This window comes from Pseudomonas sp. xss_4 (genome assembly GCF_043104125.1).
Lineage (GTDB): Bacteria > Pseudomonadota > Gammaproteobacteria > Pseudomonadales > Pseudomonadaceae > Aquipseudomonas > Aquipseudomonas parafulva_B.
Genome location: NZ_JBICKJ010000006.1, coordinates 73830 through 91042, shown reverse-complemented (window position 1 = coordinate 91042; position 17213 = coordinate 73830). Strand labels below are relative to the sequence as shown.

Here is a 17213-nt window from a genome sequence, read left to right as displayed (position 1 = left end):
GCAGCGCGGCCCCGGCAATATGCGCTGCGAAGCTGAAATTCTGGGGCTGCTGCGCAGCCTATCGCGGCCGGTCCGGTGCCCCAGCAAGGCCGCCAGACGGCACCTCGCCAGCCGTGTACTAGATGACAGCTAACACCTTCTAACCCAACGCCTCCTTAACCTTAGGATCCAACCCCTCCCCCGCATTGGCCTCGATCCATTCTCCCAGCTGCCGGCGCATGGCCGGCGTCCAGAAGTTGTGTAGATGCTGGCGAACGCCCTGCACAGCCAGGTCCCGATTCGGCTCGCTGTCGAAGTAGTGGGCAATCTGGTTGGCCATCTTCACCAAGCTGTCCTGGCTCATTGGCGCACCTCGGCTTTCTCGGCGGATCGGCGCTCCTGCAACAGCCGACGCTGTTCGTCACTGAAATCCTGGTAACGCTTTTGCCACTCAGACGGCTGGAACACTTTGACCACCTCAACTGCCGTTACCTTGTATTCGGGGCAGTTGGTCGCCCAGTCGGAATTGTCGGTGGTGATCACGTTCGCGCCCGACTCCGGGAAGTGGAAGGTGGTGTAAACGACGCCTGGCGCCACGCGGCTGCTGACTTTGGCGCGCAGCACGGTCTGCCCGGCACGGCTGCCGATACCGACCCAGTCACCGTCCTGGATGCCACGGCTTTCGGCATCGGTCGGATGGATCTCGAGGCGATCGGCATCGTGCCAGGCGACGTTGCCCGTGCGCCGGGTCTGGGCACCGACGTTGTACTGGCTGAGAATGCGCCCGGTGGTCAGCAGCAGCGGATAGCGGCTGTTGACCTTCTCGTCGGTCGGTACGTACCCGGTCAGCATGAACCGCCCCTTGCCCCTGACGAACTGATCGATGTGCATAGTGGGCGTGCCATCGGGCGCTGCATCGTTGCACGGCCACTGCAGGCTGCCGTGACGCTCGATCTCGGCGTAGCTCACCCGGCGGAAGGTCGGCGTCAAGCGGGCGATCTCATCCATGATCTCGGAGGGGTGACGGTAATTCATCGGGTAGCCCAGCGCATTGGCCAATGCCACGGTCGCTTCCCAGTCGGCCTTGCCCGCCAGTGGCTCCATGACCTTGCGAACCCGCGAGATACGGCGCTCGGCGTTGGTGAACGTGCCGTCCTTTTCCAGGAACGAGCTACCCGGCAGGAACACATGGGCGAACTTGGCGGTTTCGTTGAGGAAAATGTCCTGCACCACCACGCACTCCATGGCCAGCAGGGCGGCGGTAACGTGCTGGGTGTTCGGATCGCTCTGGGCGATATCCTCACCTTGGCAGTACAACGCCTTGAAGCTGCCATCAAGGGCCGCTTCGAACATGTTGGGGATGCGCAGGCCCGGATCAGGGTGCAGCGTCACACCCCAGGCCTGCTCGAACTCGGCCCGTACACCTTCGTTGGAAATGTGCCGGTAACCCGGCAGCTCGTGAGGGAACGAGCCCATGTCACAGGAACCCTGGACGTTGTTCTGCCCACGCAGCGGGTTGACCCCTACCCCTTCACGGCCAATGTTGCCGGTGGCCATGGCCAGGTTGGCAATGCCCATTACAGCGGTGCTGCCTTGGCTGTGCTCGGTCACGCCCAAGCCATAGTAGATGGCCGCGTTGCCGCCGGTGGCATACAACCGGGCCGCGGCGCGAATCTGCTGCGCTGCAACGCCACACACCTGGCCCAGCACTTCGGGGGCATTTTCCGGCAGGCTGACGAAGTCGCGCCAGCGGGCGAATTCTGCGGTTTCGCAGCGCTCGTCGATAAAGTCCTGGGCCAGTAGCCCCTCGGTCACGATCACATGGGCCAGGGCGTTGAGCATGGCCACGTTAGTGCCGGGACGAAGTTGCAGGTGCAACTCGGCCCGGGCATGGGGCGAATCCACCAGGTCGATGCGGCGAGGGTCGATCACGATCAGGCGAGCGCCTTCGCGCAGACGGCGCTTGAGCTGTGAACCGAACACCGGGTGCGCATCGGTCGGGTTGGCGCCGATAACCAGCACCACATCGGCCTTCATCACCGAATCGAAGCTCTGCGTACCGGCCGACTCGCCCAGCGTCTGTTTCAAGCCATAGCCGGTGGGGGAATGGCAGACACGCGCGCAGGTGTCGACGTTGTTGTTGCCGAAGGCCGTGCGCACCAGCTTCTGAACCAGGTAGGCCTCTTCGTTGGTGCAGCGGCTGGAGGTGATACCGCCAATGGATTCCCGACCATACTTGAGCTGGATGCGGCGCAACTCGCTGGCGGCGTAGGCCACCGCCTCGTCCCAGCTCACTTCCTGCCACGGATCTTCCAGGCGCTTGCGAATCATGGGTTTGGTGATGCGGTCCGGGTGCGTGGCGTAGCCCCAGGCGAAACGGCCCTTGACACAGGCATGGCCGTGGTTGGCCCCGCCGTTCTTGTCCGGGACCATGCGCACCAGTTGGTCGCCCTTCATTTCGGCACGGAACGAGCAGCCAACCCCGCAATAGGCGCAAGTGGTGATCACCGCACGTTCCGGCTGGCCCAGTTGCACCAGGCTTTTCTCGGTCAGCGTCGCGGTCGGACAGGCCTGCACGCAGGCGCCGCACGACACGCACTCGGACGTCAGGAAATTATCGCCGCCTGCCGCCGCCACCCGGGATTCGAAGCCACGTCCGGTGATGGTCAGGGCAAAGGTGCCCTGGATGTCTTCGCAGGCACGCACGCATCGGCTGCAGACGATGCACTTGCTGGGCTCGTAGTCGAAGTACGGGTTGGAACTGTCCTTCTTTTCGGCCAGATGGTTGGCACCGTCATAGCCGTAGCGCACCTCGCGCAGCCCCACCTGCCCGGCCACGGTCTGCAGTTCACAGTTGCCGTTGGCCGAACAGGTCAGGCAATCGAGGGGGTGATCGGAGATGTACAGTTCCATCACGTTACGGCGCAAGCCCGCCAGGCGCGGCGTTTCGGTGCGCACGACCATGCCTTCGGTGACCGGCGTGGTGCAGGAGGCCGGGTAACCGCGCATGCCCTCGATTTCCACCATGCACATGCGGCAGGAGCCGAAGGCTTCGAGGCTATCGGTGGCGCACAGCTTTGGAATGGTCGTGCCAAGCAGGGCGGCTGCACGCATCACCGACGTGCCAGCAGGAACGCTGATCGCGCGGCCGTCGATGTTCAGGCTGACCTGCACTTCGCTGTCACGGGCTGGCGTGCCCAGGTCGGTTTGCGGATCGAAGATATGGATCATTGCGCGGCCTCCGCTTGGGTCAGCCCGAAATCGGCAGGGAAATACTTGAGGGCGCTGGCGACCGGGTAAGCGGTCATGCCGCCCATGGCGCACAGCGAGCCGTACTGCATGGTGTCGCACAAATCGCGAAGCAGCAGTGCCTGGTCATGGCGCTCGGTGATGTCATCGCTGGCAATCAGCCGGTCCACCACTTCCATGCCACGGGTCGAGCCGATACGGCACGGGGTACACTTGCCGCAGGACTCCTCGGCACAGAACTGCAAGGCGAAGCGGGCCATGCTGGCCATGTTCAAGGTGTCGTCGGCCACCACCACACCGCCGTGGCCGAGCATGGCGCCCACGGCCGCGAAGGCCTCGTAGTCCAGCGGCGTGTCGAAATGGCTGGGGGGTACCCAGGCGCCCAACGGCCCACCCACCTGGGCGGCCTTCAGCGGCCGGCCACTGGCCGTGCCGCCGCCGTAGCCCTCCACCAGTTCACGCAGCGTCAAGCCGAAGGCGCGCTCCACCAGGCCGCCGTGGCGAACATTGCCGGCCAGCTGGAACGGCATGGTGCCCAGCGAGCGGCCCATGCCGAAATCGCGGTAGAACAGTGCTCCCTTGGCCAGGATGACAGGCACCGAGGCCAGGGTCAGCACGTTGTGCACCAAGGTCGGCAGGCCGAACAGGCCTTCCAGCGCCGGGAGCGGCGGCTTGGCGCGAACGATGCCGCGCTTGCCTTCGATGGACTCGAGCAGCGCGGTTTCTTCACCGCAGATGTAGGCGCCTGCGCCCACGCGCACTTCGAGGTCGAACGCCTTGCCGCTACCGGCCACATTGGTACCCAGGTAGCCTGCCTGGCGTGCGATGACGAATGCCTGGTCGAGTGTGGCGATGGCGTCCGGGTACTCCGAGCGCACATAGATGTAGCCCTTGTCGGCACCCACCGCCAGGCCAGCGATGATCATGCCCTCGATCAACAGGTAAGGGTCGCCTTCCATCAACATGCGGTCGGCGAAGGTGCCGGAGTCGCCTTCGTCGGCGTTGCACACCACGTACTTCTGGGCAGGCTTGGCGTCGCGCACGGTGCGCCACTTGATGCCGGCAGGAAACGCAGCCCCGCCACGACCACGCAGGCCGGAATCGAGCACGGCAGCCACCACCTCGGCGCCGTCCATGGCAACGGCCGCTTCCAAGCCGGCAAAGCCACCATGGGCGCGGTAATCGTCCAAGGACAAGGGGCGAGTAATGCCAGCACGCGCGAACAGCAGGCGCTGCTGGGTCTTGAGGTAAGGCATGTCTTCCACAGGCCCCAACGCCAGCGGATGGTCTGCCTGCCCACCGATCATGGCGTCCAGCAGGCCGGGTACATCCTGCGGCGTCACCGGCCCGAAACCCTGCCGGCCCTGCTCGCTGTCGCACTCGAGCAGCGGCTCGAGCCAATAGAGGCCACGGGAACTGGTGCGCCGAATGTCCAGCTGCACATTGCGCCGCTCGGCCTCGCGCTGCAACGCCTCGACCACCTGGTCTGCGCCGACGGCACGGGCCACCGAATCGCGGGGGACATGGACCTTCAGCATGTGGCGCCCTCCTGGCAACCCTTGACCAACTCGCGTAGCCGCTCGGGCGTGAGCCGGGCGTGCACCTGACCGTCCAGTTCAAGGGCTGGCGAACAGGCACAGGCGCCCAGGCAATAGACCGGGCGCAGGCTGATGGCACCGTCGGCGCTGGTGCCATGGTCATCGAGCGCCAATTGCTCGCGCAGCTGCGCGGCCAGGGCCTCGGCGCCACGGCTCTGGCACGACTCGGCCCGGCACAGGCGCAGGGTGTGCCGGGCTGGCGCGGCAGTGCGGAAATCATGATAGAAGCTGATGACGCCCTGGACCTCGGCCCGGCTCAGGTTGAGTGCGTGGGCGACCACGCCGACGGCGGCATCGGGAATGTACCCGACAGCATGCTGGATGGCGTGCAGTATCGGTAGCAGCGCACCAGGGGTTTCTTGGTGATCGGCCACGATACGTTGGACAGCGGGCAGGTGGAGCATTTGATCAGGCATACAGCGGACCTCGGCATCACGGCCCGCCCCTGTTGTTGTATTGGCGGGTTCCGGCGTGTTCTGCTGCGGCGCGCCAGCCACGTCACGGTTGCGTGGAGCAGGCGGCCTCCTTGCCATCGTCCATGCGTCTGCGCGCGGGTCCAATGGCATCCTGCAAGCATGGCACTTGCTGCACCGGAAGGTTGCGCGCGAACGACCAAGCGCATCCTGAAACCGACGTCCCACGGCTTTACGGGCTGATCGAGCTTCGGGCTCGCCAGCACGCGCTTGTGCCCCCTGACGGTCAAGGACGTGCGAAAACCGCTTCCCAGGCATCTGCCACCGACACGTGTGGCCAGAACCGGCTCGACTCCCCTTGGCGCTACGTTTAAGCTGGCGCCTTTTCCTACGCATGGAATCGCGTTTGTCTAGCACATACCAGGGAAGCTGCCTTTGCGCGGCAATCGGTTATGAACTGCTCGGCCCGCCCAAGGCCGTGAGCCACTGTCATTGCAGCCAGTGCCGTAAAGGCCACGGCGCTGCCTATGCCTCATACGGCAGTGTGCCGCGTGAGGCGCTGCGCATGCTGCGCGGCGCTGACCAGCTTGCGGCCTATGCCTCGTCCCCCACGGTCCTACGGCAATTCTGTGCAGCCTGCGGCTCGAGCCTGTTCTGGACACGCAATGCAGGCCAATACGCCGATTGGATCTCAATCGCCCTTGGCACGCTCGATACCCCCTTCGTACCCACACGTGATACCCACCTGCATCTCGACGCCGCGGCGCCCTGGCACCTGCCATCAACCCTGTCGAACGAGATTGACTCACTGAAAAGGAAGCTCAATGCGTAAACTCAAACTCGCCCTCGCCGCCCTGCCGTTTTTCGTCATCGCCGGTTGTGGCAACGACGCCCTGGAAGGCACCTACGAGCAAACCACAACCGTGATGGGTATCCAGAGCCCGAAACAGACCTGGGAGTTTTCCAAGGACTCCATCATCACCAACGGCAACAAGCTGAAGGTGGATGAATGGGAGCGCAAGGATGACGTGGTCACCGCGCGCAACAAAGATGGCATGGCGCTGATCAACGTACGCGTGCTCGACGGCGGCAAGCGCCTGGAGGCCGTCGGCGGTAGCGACATGGCCAAGAACGTCTTCGTGCGCGTCGACTGAAAGCCCTCGCGCCGCCCTCCGCAGGTAAGTGCACCACTGCAGTGGGCGGGGCATGACACGCTACAGATCGTCTACGCCCTGTTCAGAGCTTGAAGGTGCTGACCATGTCGTTGAACGAGATGGCCAGGCGGGACAGCTCCTGGCTGGATGCGCTGGTTTGATGCGCACCGGCCGAGGTCTGGGTCGACAGGTCCTGGATGTTGATCAGGTTGCGGTCCACCTCGCGGGCCACATTGGCCTGCTCTTCGGACGCCGTGGCGATCAGCAGGTTGCGGTCGTTGATCTGGGCGATGTTCCGGGCGATCCGCTCCAGCGATTCCCCGGTCGCCTGGGCCAAGGCCTGGGTGCTGTCGGCCAGGTTTCGGCTGTTGCCCATGGCCTTGACTGCATCGTCGGCACGGGCCTGAACGCCTGTGATCATGGCCTCGATCTCGCCCGTTGAGGCCTGGGTACGCGCCGCCAATGCCCGCACTTCGTCTGCCACCACCGCAAAACCTCGGCCCTGCTCGCCAGCCCGCGCCGCCTCGATGGCCGCGTTGAGCGCCAGCAGATTGGTCTGTTCGGCAATGCCGCGGATCACATCGACCACCTTGGCGATGTCGCGCACGCTACCGGCCAACTCCCCAACGATGACCGTGGACTGTCCGATTTCGCTGTTCACGCTGGTTATGGCCTGCACGGCTTCGCGCGCCTGGTCACGGCCACTGGCCGCTTCCTCGGACGTCTGCCGGGAGGCTTCGGAGGTGGAAGTGGCGTTGCGTGCCACCTCCTCGACCGCCGCACTCATTTGCGTGACGGCCGTGGCGGCGAGCTGGATTTCATCATTCTGGCGCGTGAGCCCGCGGGTGCTCTCATCGGTGACGGCGTTGAGCTCTTCGGCCGCGGAGGCGAGCTGATCCGCTGCGTTGGCGATTTGCTCCAGGGTGCGCTTGAGGCCTTGCTGCATGACCCCCAGGGCGTTTAGCAGTTGGCCCGTCTCGTCGGCGTGACCTGTCGCCACGGGTTTGCTCAGGTCGCCGCCTGCGATGCGCTCGGCCGTATTCACCGCCAGCGCGATCGGTTTGCTGATGACCCGGCTGATGAACATACCCAGCAAAATGGCGGCTACGAACGCCGCACCGATACCCAAGTACAGGTTGAACTTGGCCGCCGCCTCGTTGTGTTTTGCAGCTCGCGCACCTTCATCGATCTGCCGGTTATTGGACTCGACCATGGTGGTCAAGTCGTCGAGCACGGTACGAAATGCCTGGTGCAATTCGCCGGCCATCAATTGCCTGGCTTCGGCCAAGTCACCTCGTGCGATGGTGGCTACCGTCCGATCCATGATGGCCTGGTAGGCTGGCCAGTCTTTTTCCATGCGATCGCCGGCAAGGCGTTCATCGTCGGACAACGGCGTTGCTCGATAGATCGCGAATGCCTGCTCGCTGCTCTGCCGGTTTTCTTTCATGGACGCAAGAATGGCAGCGCGTTCAGCTTCGGGCGCACTGATTGCGGTAGCCGCTACAAGCCGGTAAAGGTCCTGGCTCTGGGCAATGGCACTGGAACGCGCCTCTGCAACCTGGGCCACCGACACGAGATTGTTGGCAAATACACTTTGCAAACTAGACGAAAGCGAGCCGATTCCTTGGCTACCGACAACTCCTACACTCAAGGTGATCAGCGCGCACAGCGCGAAAGTGAGGTACAGCTTGACCGACAACCTGGCATCGTAGAACCAATTCATGAGTTAAACCCTGGAACGAAGTGAGAGAAAAACGAGCTGTCAGCCGCGCATCATGTCGGCCGCCTGCTCGGTAGCCTCCGTCGTGCGCGTGGCCAACTTGCGTACTTCATCGGCCACCACCGCAAACCCCCTGCCCGCCTCCCCGGCACGTGCTGCCTCGATAGCGGCATTGAGCGCCAGCAGGTTGGTCTGGCTGGCAATGCTCTGAATGGTGCCGACGATCTGGGTAAGCTTGGTGATGTTGGATTCCAGGGTGCGCTGGTGGGCTGCTTCGGTCTCACGCATGGCAGACTGCTGGTGCTCCAGATCAACGTCCACCAATGCCCCGACCACACGTAACGGCGCGCCGTAGGAATCGCGTTTGGTCTGGCCACGGGCGCGGAACCAGCGGTACTCCCCGCTTTTCATTTTCAATCGGTACTCGATGTCGAACGGCGTCTTGCCCGTACGGTCGTTCAGGTGCGCCTGGAAGGCTTCCAGGCTGTAGGCCTTGTCCTCCGGGTGCAGGCGTGAGGCCCAGCTGTCCAACACGTCCGGGAATTCTTCGACGGTTTCGAAGCCCAGCAAACGGCGGAACTGCGGCGACCACCAGAAGGGGTTCTTGGGATTGACGGGGTCACCGGCGATCACTTCCATGTCCCACAGCCCGTCCGAGAGCATTTCCCGCGCCAGTTCGAAACGGGTGATGATCACGTCGTGCTCATGTTCGCGCTGCAACTCGTCGTGGATGTCGCGCAAGGCGCCGGCAACGCGCAAAGGCACGCCCCGTGCATCGCGCAGGGTTTCACCCTGGGCGAAGAACCAGCGGTAGCTGCCGTCTTTCATGGCCAGACGGTTGCGCACCCGGTAGGGGGTCATGCCTGATTTGTCGTTCAGGTGGCGAGCGAAGGCGTCCAGGGTGGTGGCCTTGTCTTCCGGGTGTAGGCGGTCAGCCCAGCTGGCCAGGACATTGGGAAAATCGCGCTCGTCGCGAAACCCCAGCATTTCGCGAAATTGCTGCGACCACCAGAAGCGGTTGCGCGGGTTGACCGGGTCACCAGCCACCACTTCCATGTCCCACAAGCCTTCGCTAGATGCACGATTGACCAGGTCGAATCGGGTTTCCGAGGCCCGCGCATTGGCGTCGGCCTCGGCCAGCATCAACCGGGCGTTTTCCAGCTCGCGCTCAAGCTCGGTAATACGGCCTTCACGCTCAGTGGCATGCAACTCACGCGAGGTCCATTCACGTTGCACGTCTGTCCAACTGGCGGCAGTGCGGCCATCGTCGGTGTGTGTTTGCGGGAGGGAGGCAGCCAGCTGCGTGAGCGCCTGGCGCTCGCCGCAGTTACGAAAAAGATGAAGCATGGGTCGGTACTCGGAGGAAGACGAAAAAGACCAATCCCTGGCTTCGCTACCGGGTCACGCACGGCAATCGCAGGGAGCGACCACTGCTGCCGGACCGGTAGTGCGTACTACGACAGCGGCACAACGACAAAGGTTGCGCGACAATGACATCATTACGATATCAGTTATGGAAGGGTACGGGCACGTCCCTCGCCCAACAGCACGAAAGAAGATCCTACTGGCACTCCTTGAAATGAAACTGTAACACCTGACTTCAGATTCCCTTCAGATAAGCCCCCGACACTGTCCCCCATCGAACCTGTTGGGAGACGTTTCATGACCCACCGTGACTGGAGCCATCTGCTTCCATTGGCCATCGGTAACCAGGCCGATCGTCAGGCAACATTGTCGCTACACCTGCAAGACGACCCTGGACGAATGCCACTCGAGCGGTTCATCCATCAGTGCTTTGCGTTGAGCCATCAGGCCGATATTCAGCATTTCCTGCCGCAGTTACTGGCGTTTCACGACAGCCAAGGCCGGTTGACAGCCGCCGCGGGCATTCGCCCAGCCGATGACGGGTCCCTGTTTCTGGAGCGCTACCTCGACATGCCTCTGGAAGACGCCGTGTCCCGTGTGGTCGGGACAACCCTGCCGCGCAGTTGCATGGTCGAGGTGGGCAACCTGGCCTCGCTCAGCGCCGGCAGCGCGCGCCTGATGATCGCTGCGGTCACGTGGTTGCTGGCCTCACGCGGCCTGCACTGGGTCGCGTTCACCGGCGCGGCGACGCTGATCAACAGCTTCCAGCGACTGGGGCTGATGCCCGTCGTCCTGGCGCCAGCCGATCCTGCTCGCCTTGAGGACCAGGCTGAAAAATGGGGCACCTACTACAGCCATTGCCCTCAGGTGTTTGCCGGAAATATCCGTTACGGCTTCGATGCCTTGACGCGCACAGGCGTCTTTCAGCGCCTTGGCTTGCCGGTCCTGAGAGAGGAATCCGGTCATGCGGCATGAACTGAACCGCTTCAAGGCCTTGCTGAAGGAACACGCCCTACGTCAGCCTGACGCCATCGCCGTGCAAGGTGCCGACCAGCACCTGACCTATCGCGCCTTGTTCGAGGCGGTCGAGGTACGTGCCGCCTGGCTTGGGAGCCAACCTCAGGGTGCATTCGCACTGGCCTTGGACAATGGCCCGCAACTGTTGCTGTGGGACCTTGCAGCGCTGTTCGCCGAACGCCCATGCGTGATCATTCCCCCGTTTTTCACCTGCGCTCAAATGTCCCACTGTCTCAGCCAAAGCGGCGTCACCCTGGTGCTGAGCGAAACCGGGTGGGACTCACGTCTTGTCGAGCTGGGCTACGTGCCACAGGCTCGGCCGGGGTTCTGGCTATGCAAGTCGCTCGCAGGGGTGGCCATTGCGCCGGAAACGGCAAAAATCACCTACACCTCCGGCAGTACGGGATCCCCGAAAGGTGTCTGCCTGAGTGCCGAGGCATTGCTTGGCGTGGCCCGTGAGCTTGAGGCAGCTAGCCGAGCCAGCGCACCCGAGCATCACCTGGCGGTGCTGCCACTGGGCGTTCTGCTGGAAAACCTGGGCGTGTATGCCGCGCTGATCGCCGGAGCCTGCGTGCACCTGCTCAGTCAACAGCAACTGGGGATCAGTGGCGCCACCCAGGTGGACTTCAAGCGACTGGTGGGTGCAATCGTCCAGAGTCAGGCCCAGAGCCTGATCCTTGTGCCGCAGTTGCTGCTAGGGCTGGTCACTGCTGTTGAACAAGGGGCGATGTCAGCTGAGCAGTTGAGGTTCGTCGCCGTAGGCGGCGCTCGGGTGTCGCCCAGCTTGCTGGCTCGCGCCGAGGCTGTCGGGCTTGCGGTGTACGAGGGCTATGGGCTGTCTGAATGCGCCTCGGTGGTCGCCCTCAACCGTCCGGGCAGCGTACGCCGGGGCAGTGTGGGCAAGCCGCTACCCCATGTGCAGGTGCGCATCGCGGAAGATGGCGAGGTGCTGGTGGCCGGTTGCACGCTGCTGGGCTACCTCGATACCGCGCTTTTCCACGGTCCATGGTGGGCAACCGGGGACCTGGGCCATTTGGATGACGATGGTTTCCTGTACCTCGATGGGCGCAAGAAGCACCAATTCATCACCAGTTTCGGTCGAAACGTCAGCCCTGAGTGGGTAGAGGCCGAACTTACCCAGAGCGGCATCATCGCCCAGGCATTCGTACATGGCGAGAGCCTGCCCAGCAATGTGGCGTTGATCTGGCCGATGGACCCAAGCCTGAGCGACGACCAGATCGATCAAGTGGTGAGCCAGTGCAATGCACGGCTGCCCGACTACGCACGTGCCCACCACTGGCGACGCCTGACGGCGCCGCTGAGCCTCACCGATCAAACCCTGACAGCCAACGGCCGCCCTCGGCGCGAGGCAATTCTTGAACGCTATCAATCCCTGATCTGCATACCCCAGGAGTGAGCTGACCATGTCCTTCTTTGAAACGTTGCAACTGCAAACCACCCACGAGCGCCAGGCGTTGTTCGGCGTGCCGGTGATCCGCGAGGCCATGGCTGGACAGGTCAGTCTCGATAGCTACATCGCATTTCTCACCCAGGCCTATTACCACGTGCGCCACACTGTCCCGCTGATGATGGCATGCGGGGCGCGCCTGCCTGCCCGGCTCGAATGGCTGCGCGGTGCAGTGTGCGAGTACATCGAGGAAGAGTACGGCCATGAGCAGTGGATCCTCAACGACATCGAGGCCTGTGGGGGCGACTGGGAAGCGGTACGCGACGGCCGACCCGCACCGTCGATCGAGCTCATGGTCGCCTATCTTTACGACTTGATCGCACGGGGCAATCCGGTAGGGCTATTCGGTATGGTCAACGTCCTGGAAGGCACCAGCATTGCCTTGGCCACACAGGCCGCCAGCGCCATAGCACAGAGCTTGTCGCTGCCAGACCGGGCCATGAGCTACCTCAAGTCCCACGGCGCGCTCGACCAGGACCATATGGTGACCTACAGGCAGTTGATGGACCGCCTGGACAACGCCGAAGACCAGCAGGCGGTCATCCAGGCAGCCAAGATGGTCTACCGCCTGTACACCGAGATGTTCCAGGGGCTGCCCCGCGCGGACCAGCCAGAGGTGCGCCATGCGGTTGCATGAGTCGGTCGTGGTGCTCACCGGCGCCAGCGGCGGGATTGGCCTTGAGCTGGCCGAGCAGCTGTGCCATGCCGGCGCGCAGGTCCTGGCGGTCAGTCGGCACATGGGCAAACTGGCAAGCCTGATGAACCGCTACCCAGGCAGCCTGCGCTGGCAATCGGCGGACTTGCGTACACAGGAAGGCCGAGCACAGGTCGTGTCGCGCGCGCGCGAACTGGGCGGCTTCAATGTGCTGATCAACGCTGCCGGGGTCAATCGCTTCGCCTTGCTCGAACAGCTAGACGAACAGGCCCTCGATGAGCTGCTGGACATCAACCTGAAGGCACCTTTGCAACTGACCCGGGCTTGCTTGCCACTTCTGCGCGAGCAGTCCAAGGCGCTAATCGTCAACGTCGGCTCGACGTATGGCTCGATCGGCTACCCCGGCTATGCCAGCTACTGCGCCAGCAAGTTCGCGCTGCGCGGGTTCTGTGAAGCACTGCGCCGTGAATTGGCCGACACCCCGGTCAACGTGCTGTACGTCGCGCCGCGCGCAACCCGCACCAGCATGAACAGCAGCGCCGCTACCGCCCTCAACCAGGCGCTGAAAGTAGGCATGGACGACCCGGTCTACGTTGCACGGGCTGTACTCCAGGCGGTCCAGTCCGAGCGCAGCGAGCTCTACCTGGGCTGGCCGGAGAAAATGTTCGTGCGCCTGAACGGCATCCTGCCAGGGCTGGTGGATCGAGCCTTGCGTAAACAACTGCCATTGATTCGGCGCCATATCGGCAGCCCCATGAAGGAACCGAGCAAATGAAGCCTATCGTATTGGCCAGCTTGCTGGCATTTACCCCGCTTGGCTGGGCGCTTGATCAGACAGGGGCCCAACACCTGCACGACTTGCAGCAGCAATGGGCGCATATCCAATATCAATTGCCCAAGGATCAACGCGCAGGCGCGTTCGAGAAGCTGGCGAACGAGGCGGCCGTTTTCGTCCGCCAGAACCCCAATGCCCCGGAGCCTCTGATCTGGGACGGCATCATCAATAGCAGTTGGGCTGGCGCGACCGGTGGGCTGAGTGCGCTTGGCAAGGTCAAGGCCGCCAAGGCCAGCCTGGAAAAGGCCATCACCCTCGACCCTCAAGCCCTGCAAGGCTCGGCCTACACCAGCCTGGGCACTTTGTATGACCAGGTTCCAGGCTGGCCCGTTGGCTTCGGGGATGACGACAAAGCCGACACGCTGCTCAGGCAGGCCTTGAAAATCAATCCCGCAGGCATCGACAGCAACTACTTCTGGGGCGATCATCTGGTGCGTCAGAAACGCTACAGTGAGGCCAGAGTTGCGCTGCGCAAGGCCTTGCAGGCGCCGCCCAGACCCGGCCGAGAATTGGCCGATGAGGGCCGACGTGCCGATATCAATGCTTTACTCGACACCATCAAGGACAAACAGGACTAGACATGCGCCTGCTGCTGGTTGAGGACGATAGCGCGTTGGGTGAAGGCATCTGCGATGGTTTGCGCCAGGAGGGCTACACCCTTGACTGGTTGCAGGACGGCGTCAGTGGCTTGCACGCCCTGCAGCATGAAGCATTCGACGTGCTGATACTGGACCTGGGCCTCCCACGCCTGGACGGTATCGAATTGCTGCGCCGGCTTCGAGCAGGAGGCAACAGCCTGCCGGTGCTGATTCTCACCGCACGCGATGCCCTGGAGGACCGCATCGCGGGGCTTGATGCCGGGGCGGATGACTATCTGGTCAAACCCTTCGACCTCAACGAACTCAAGGCACGCCTGCGTGCCCTGCTGCGCCGCAGCGCTGGCCGGGCCACGGTGCTGATCGAGCACGGTGGTGTCAGCTTGGACCCGGCAACCCAGCAGGTGCATTTCAAGGGTGCCGAAGTGGTGCTGACGCCCAAGGAGTACCGACTGCTGCATGAGCTACTCGCCCAGCCCGGCAAGGTCTTCACCCGCGAACGCCTGACGCAGTTGCTCTATGGCTGGGACGAGGAGCCGGAAAGCAACACCCTGGAAGTGAACATCTACCAACTGCGCAAGAAACTGTTCAATGGCCTGATACGCACTGTGCGCGGCATCGGCTACCTGGTCGAGGCCAAGGTATGAGGTCGCTACGCCAGCGCACGCTGTGGCGCGTCATGCTCTTGCTGCTGATCGGCACCGGCTTGCTGGCGTTGTACAACTACCATGACAGCCGCCATGAAATTAACGAAGTGTACGACGCGCACCTTGCCCAGAACGCACGCCTGCTGCAGGGGGTAATGAGCATGCCGGTTCAAGGCGGCGCGCGTGACGAGCTGTACCGTGCCTTCAACACCGCGCAGGCCCAGGCGGGCCGCCACCGGGTGGGGCATCCCTACGAGAGCAAGCTGGCCTTCCAGGTCTGGGACGAAAACGCCGCACTGATGGTGCAAACGCCCAGCGCACCTCGCCTGGATCCGCGGCCCATGCGGCCTGGGTTTTACGATTTCACCAGCGACGACGAGCAATGGCGCGGTTTCGTGCTACCGGTGCCCGACAAAGGCTGGGTGATCTGGGTGGGTGAGCGCGATGACGTGCGCTATGACTTGATCGACCGTATCGTTCGTCACACCCTGATGCCATTTCTGGTGGGCGGCCTGGCGCTTGCCGTGCTGGTATGGGCCGCCATCGGCTGGGGGCTCAAGCCGTTGAAGAACATGGCCGACGTCATTCGCGCGCGGCATGCCGAATCACTCGAACCGCTACAACTGGTGCCGCTGCCCTCGGAGCTCGAACCCATGCAGGCTGCCCTCAATCGCTTGCTGGCCCAGATCAAGGACCTGCTGCGCCGTGAACATCGCTTCATTGCCGACGCTGCTCACGAAATGCGAACACCCTTGGCGGTGCTGCGCCTGCATGCGCAGAACGCACTGGCTGCCAGCAACGAAGCCGAACGCAACAAGGCCTTGACGTTCCTGATGGGCGGCGTTGATCGATTGACGCGGGTGGTCAACCAACTGCTGACACTGGCCCGGGTGGAGCCTCGAATCGGCCAGCGCCCCCATGAGCACGTCGACCTTGCCGAGGTGGTCACTGACATCCTGGCCGAGCTTACCCCCTGGATACTGGACAAAGGCCTGGAACCCTCCCTGGAAATAGAGGGCGGCGAGCACCGTGTAGCCGTCGATGCCAGCGCATTGGGCATTGCGCTGCAGAACCTGATGTCCAATGCAGTCGAGCACTCGCCCCTTGGGGGGCGCATCACCGTCTCGCTGCGGGGCAACGATGAGCGTGTCGAATTGGTGGTGCAGGACGAAGGGCCAGGTATCGACGAGGCGAGCCTCTCGCGGGTGTTCGAACGTTTCTACAGCCGCAACAGCCCCAACGGCGCTGGCCTTGGGCTGTCGATCGTGGCAGCCATCATGGAGCACCTGGGTGGCCGGGTGGTCCTGAAAAACCGGGCGGCAGGTGGGCTTGAGGCTGCGCTGCTCCTACCGAGGGAATAAGCCGCGGTACCGAGCCTACGTCCCAAGGCCTACGATACATGCCTGCGCCGCCTCCCCCAACATCTCCCCCGCCAACACCCGAAACCGTCGAGTCAGCACGTTCTCAGGCCGGTCGGATGAGAGCAGCAGATACGTGTAGAACCGCAACTGCGGCGCAAACGGCCGTATGTCGATGCCGGTGTGCAAGTATTCTGCCGCCACTAGCGGACTGACCACGCTCACCCCCAGCCCTAGCCCGACCAGTGAGCACACGGTGGCGGCATGGGTGGCGTCCAGGTTGAGCACCCGCGGGTCATCCTCGGCGAACAGCCGGTCGAGCCGCGTGCGGGAGCCGTCGGTATGCGACAGCGAAATGAATTCTTCGCCCTTGAGGTCAGCAGGGGTAACGGCCTGCAAGGCACCGAGCCGGTGGCCTTTGGGGAAGATGCACACGCCAGGTACATCGCAGATGATCTGGGACTGCACGCCCGCCATGTCCTCGGCCACATAGGACACCAGGCACACATCACAAAACCGGGTCGCGGCCCAATGCGCCACGTTCGGCGAGTCGTTGGTGTGGATGGAGATATGAACGTGCGGGTTCTGCTGGCGAAAGCGCTGGATGATCTTGGGCAGCAGACCATGGGTCAGGGACGGCACCGCGCCGATACGCAACTGCCCGGTACCGCCGCGCTTGAGGTGCTCGGCGGAGGTTTCCAGGCTGTGCAGCCCAATGAAGGCGCGCTCTACGTCGGCGAAAAACTGCGCGCCCTCATCGGTTGGCAGCAAACGCCCCCCTACCCGTTCGAACAACTTGAACCCATTGGCCCGTTCCAGTTGCGCAATCAGCCGGCTGACATTGGGCTGGGAGGTATGCAGCGCCTGCGCCGCTGCTGTCATGGAGCCGCTGAGCATGACCGCGCGGAAGGTTTCGATCTGCTTGAAATTGATGGCCATATCATTTCTGCATGACGGGTTGATGTATTGTCATTTGATTGCATGACGCGCAGATTTTATAACTACAACCACATCGACGTCTGCTCCGATGCAGCGCGATACCCCCGAGCGCATACCGGCAACAACACACATAACACCGGTGCTCCAGCGTCACTTCAGCTCTGCCCTTGTACTCACGCATCGCCCCCGCACAGTGGCGCGGTGCAGCCCGGTAATCAGG

General features: G+C 63.2%; 15 protein-coding genes and 2 pseudogenes. 9 read left to right on the top strand and 8 right to left on the bottom strand.

The features are described 5' to 3' along the window. Positions 1-139: 139 nt before the first annotated feature. From ACF8GB_RS00625 to ACF8GB_RS00610, 4 genes are read right to left on the bottom strand one after another with little or no spacing between them, the layout of a single operon-like run. Entirely contained in the window at positions 140-343 is a 204-nt protein-coding gene (locus ACF8GB_RS00625) for a formate dehydrogenase subunit delta (protein ID WP_058639388.1), read from the bottom strand. After that, positions 340-3210 carry a formate dehydrogenase subunit alpha gene (gene fdhF, locus ACF8GB_RS00620; protein WP_392526427.1) on the bottom strand — a complete coding sequence of 957 codons (2871 nt, stop codon included), beginning with the start codon at positions 3208-3210 and terminating at the stop codon, positions 340-342. The genes ACF8GB_RS00625 and fdhF overlap by 4 nt, the downstream gene beginning before the upstream one ends. Next, complete coding sequence (locus tag ACF8GB_RS00615) at positions 3207-4766, bottom strand: formate dehydrogenase beta subunit (RefSeq protein WP_392526426.1); 1560 nt, start codon at positions 4764-4766, stop codon at positions 3207-3209. Before ACF8GB_RS00615 ends, fdhF begins: the two co-directional genes overlap by 4 nt. Then, positions 4760-5242, bottom strand: a complete 483-nt coding sequence (locus ACF8GB_RS00610; protein ID WP_392526425.1) for a formate dehydrogenase subunit gamma — start codon at positions 5240-5242, stop codon at positions 4760-4762. Before ACF8GB_RS00610 ends, ACF8GB_RS00615 begins: the two co-directional genes overlap by 7 nt. A gap of 403 nt (positions 5243-5645) precedes the next feature. Here ACF8GB_RS00610 and ACF8GB_RS00605 point away from each other — a divergent pair, with 403 nt between their 5' ends. Both ACF8GB_RS00605 and ACF8GB_RS00600 read left to right on the top strand, forming a co-directional pair. Beyond that, complete coding sequence (locus ACF8GB_RS00605; RefSeq protein WP_392526429.1) at positions 5646-6071, top strand: GFA family protein; 426 nt, start codon at positions 5646-5648, stop codon at positions 6069-6071. Next, on the top strand, positions 6064-6393 hold the full coding sequence (locus ACF8GB_RS00600) for a hypothetical protein (protein ID WP_078478290.1): 330 nt from the start codon (positions 6064-6066) through the stop codon (positions 6391-6393). The genes ACF8GB_RS00605 and ACF8GB_RS00600 overlap by 8 nt, the downstream gene beginning before the upstream one ends. A gap of 82 nt (positions 6394-6475) precedes the next feature. On the opposite strand, the gene ACF8GB_RS00595 is transcribed toward ACF8GB_RS00600, so the two are convergent. From ACF8GB_RS00595 to ACF8GB_RS00585, 3 genes and pseudogenes are all read right to left on the bottom strand, one after another. Further along, positions 6476-8116: a methyl-accepting chemotaxis protein gene (locus ACF8GB_RS00595; RefSeq protein WP_392526424.1), complete on the bottom strand. Its 1641-nt coding sequence runs from the start codon at positions 8114-8116 to the stop codon at positions 6476-6478. 63 nt (positions 8117-8179) lie between these two features. Continuing rightward, positions 8180-8368, bottom strand: a pseudogene (locus ACF8GB_RS00590) (methyl-accepting chemotaxis protein); the annotation flags it as partial. 129 nt (positions 8369-8497) lie between these two features. Next, positions 8498-9100 (bottom strand): annotated as a pseudogene (locus ACF8GB_RS00585) (PAS domain-containing protein); the annotation flags it as partial. 675 nt (positions 9101-9775) lie between these two features. Here ACF8GB_RS00585 and ACF8GB_RS00580 point away from each other — a divergent pair. The 7 genes from ACF8GB_RS00580 to ACF8GB_RS00550 are packed head-to-tail and all read left to right on the top strand — an operon-like array spanning position 9776 to position 16057. Then, complete coding sequence (locus ACF8GB_RS00580; protein WP_058639382.1) at positions 9776-10453, top strand: thermostable hemolysin; 678 nt, start codon at positions 9776-9778, stop codon at positions 10451-10453. Then, positions 10443-11912 (top strand): AMP-binding protein, encoded by a 1470-nt coding sequence (locus ACF8GB_RS00575; protein ID WP_078478287.1) that lies wholly within the window; start codon positions 10443-10445, stop codon positions 11910-11912. The genes ACF8GB_RS00580 and ACF8GB_RS00575 overlap by 11 nt, the downstream gene beginning before the upstream one ends. A 7-nt stretch (positions 11913-11919) precedes the next feature. Then, positions 11920-12600 (top strand): TenA family transcriptional regulator, encoded by a 681-nt coding sequence (locus tag ACF8GB_RS00570; protein ID WP_392526423.1) that lies wholly within the window; start codon positions 11920-11922, stop codon positions 12598-12600. Continuing rightward, positions 12587-13393, top strand: coding sequence for an SDR family oxidoreductase (locus ACF8GB_RS00565; protein WP_145257476.1), 807 nt, complete (start codon positions 12587-12589; stop codon positions 13391-13393). The genes ACF8GB_RS00570 and ACF8GB_RS00565 overlap by 14 nt, the downstream gene beginning before the upstream one ends. Further along, the gene (locus ACF8GB_RS00560) at positions 13390-14031 is read left to right on the top strand and encodes a hypothetical protein (RefSeq protein ID WP_058639378.1); all 642 of its coding nucleotides are present in this window, start codon (positions 13390-13392) and stop codon (positions 14029-14031) included. The genes ACF8GB_RS00565 and ACF8GB_RS00560 overlap by 4 nt, the downstream gene beginning before the upstream one ends. Positions 14032-14033: 2 nt before the next feature. Further along, positions 14034-14696 carry a response regulator gene (locus ACF8GB_RS00555; protein WP_058639377.1) on the top strand — a complete coding sequence of 221 codons (663 nt, stop codon included), beginning with the start codon at positions 14034-14036 and terminating at the stop codon, positions 14694-14696. Next, the gene (locus tag ACF8GB_RS00550; protein ID WP_392526422.1) at positions 14693-16057 is read left to right on the top strand and encodes an ATP-binding protein; all 1365 of its coding nucleotides are present in this window, start codon (positions 14693-14695) and stop codon (positions 16055-16057) included. The genes ACF8GB_RS00555 and ACF8GB_RS00550 overlap by 4 nt, the downstream gene beginning before the upstream one ends. A 15-nt stretch (positions 16058-16072) precedes the next feature. Here ACF8GB_RS00550 and ACF8GB_RS00545 read toward each other — a convergent pair whose 3' ends face one another. Then, a complete protein-coding gene (locus ACF8GB_RS00545; RefSeq protein WP_392526421.1) occupies positions 16073-16993 on the bottom strand; it encodes a LysR substrate-binding domain-containing protein in 921 nt (306 codons plus the stop codon). Between the last annotated feature and the right edge of the window lie 220 nt (positions 16994-17213).